The organism is Kitasatospora sp. MY 5-36 (assembly GCF_001182915.1).
In the GTDB taxonomy this organism is placed as follows: domain Bacteria; phylum Actinomycetota; class Actinomycetes; order Streptomycetales; family Streptomycetaceae; genus Kitasatospora.
On the sequence record NZ_LFVW01001159.1, the window covers coordinates 1 to 1,609 of the forward strand.

Here is a 1,609-nt window from a genome sequence, read left to right on the forward strand (position 1 = left end):
AGTCCGGGCCTCGGCAGCCCCGTGCCGGCCGCCTCCGCGGCCTCCGCCTCGGCGAGCCCGCGCAGCAGCGCCCGGAACCCGGCGTCCCCCGCCAGCTGCGCCAACTCCACCCAGGCCTCGACCTGTTCGACCGACGGTTCCTCCGGCAGCTCCGGCGTCAACGAGCGCGCCACCGCGGCGACCCGCCCGCCGCCCCCGCCCCCGCCGCCCCCGATCCCGCCGTCTTCGATCCCGCCGAACACCCCCGTCAGGAACTCCCCGATCAGGCGTCCCCGTTCATCCTCCGTGAGCCGGGCCAACCGGTGCACGAGCGTCAACTCCTCAGGTGTGGAACCGAGCCTGGCCACCGCCCCGAGCACCGCCCGCCGCAGCCGCAGCACCCGGATCTGGAGGTCGATCGCCTCCGCCTGCGCGGCGGCGACGTCGGCCGGCGTCAGTTCACGCTCCACCACCCGTCGGATCGCGGGCAGTCCGAGCCCGAGTTCCCGCAGGGCAAGGACCAGTTCGAGGCGTGCGACGGCCTCGGGGCCGTACCGCCGGTGGCCGGCCGGGTTGCGGTCGGCCGGCGACACGATCCCCTGGTCCGAGTAGAAGCGGACGGTCTTGACCGTCAGCCCCGTGCGCCGGGCCAGCTCGCCGATCGTCCAGAGCGCGTCGCCGTTCATGGCCACCACCCTGCTACCTCCCCCTACGGGAGATGCAAGCCGCCCACGGCCGCGGCCGCCCCCGTCTCACCCACGGGGCCCGCGCCGACGCCCCTCCTCCCGCCCGGAGCGCCGCGGTGTCCGCCAGGCGGCGAACAGGATGCCCGCCGCGCCGATGACCGCCTGGAGCGCCCCCGTACCGGCCAGCAGGCAGATCAGGGTGCACACCGCCAGGATCGACATCAGGGCGATCAGATCGAGCGCGCGGCCGTCCGTCCCGGCACCACCGTCACCCCGCGAACCGGCAGGCTCCCCCGTCGAACGTCGAATCTCCGATGACACTGCCGCCTCCCACGGCCGGGGAGGGCAGCGCCGAGGATCCGACTCCACACAACGAAACAGCCGCATCGCGCCGCATGTCTTGTGGGGTTGCTTCCCCGGCTTCCGCCGCTCGACGCGACGAAGCCTGCCCCCCAAAGATCATGCAGCCGAGCGGCTACACAGCAGCCATGGAAGCCGACATCCGACGCCGCGTCAACCCCGCCCGGACAGGAGGCGGTTCACCTGCCGGAGCCGACCGGCCGGCCTCCCCGCCGAGGCGACGACCCCGGCCGGGGAAGCGACCCCGACCGGGGAGGCGGCATCGGTACCCCGCCGTCAGGCGGTACGCCGCAGCAGCGCCAGGTACATCGCGTCCGTCCCGTGCAGGTGCGGCCACAGCTGCACGTCCGGGCCGTCGCCGAGCGCCGGGACGCCGGGCAGCAGCGGGCGCGCGTCGATCCACTCGACCCGGCCGCCCTCGGCCCGCAGCACGTCGTCCACGACCGCCCGGGTCTCCGCGAGGTGCGGCGAGCAGGTCGCGTAGCCGACCACGCCGCCGACCCGGGTGGCCTCGATCGCCGAACGCAGCAGGTCCCGCTGGAGCGGGCCGAAGGCCGCGATGTCCGCCGGCCGGCGCCGCCAGC

2 protein-coding genes and 1 pseudogene are annotated in these 1,609 nt (G+C 75.3%); all 3 read right to left on the reverse strand.

Annotation, left to right across the window (positions count from 1 at the left end):
• A partial coding sequence (locus tag AE652_RS41010; RefSeq protein ID WP_049661045.1) for a MerR family transcriptional regulator occupies positions 1 to 665 on the reverse strand: 665 nt, incomplete at its 3' end.
• A 66-nt stretch (positions 666 to 731) separates the two neighbouring features.
• Positions 732 to 887 carry a hypothetical protein gene (locus tag AE652_RS47075; protein WP_158077698.1) on the reverse strand — a complete coding sequence of 52 codons (156 nt, stop codon included), beginning with the start codon at positions 885 to 887 and terminating at the stop codon, positions 732 to 734.
• A gap of 414 nt (positions 888 to 1,301) precedes the next feature.
• Positions 1,302 to 1,609 (reverse strand): annotated as a pseudogene (locus AE652_RS41015) (rRNA cytosine-C5-methyltransferase); the annotation flags it as partial.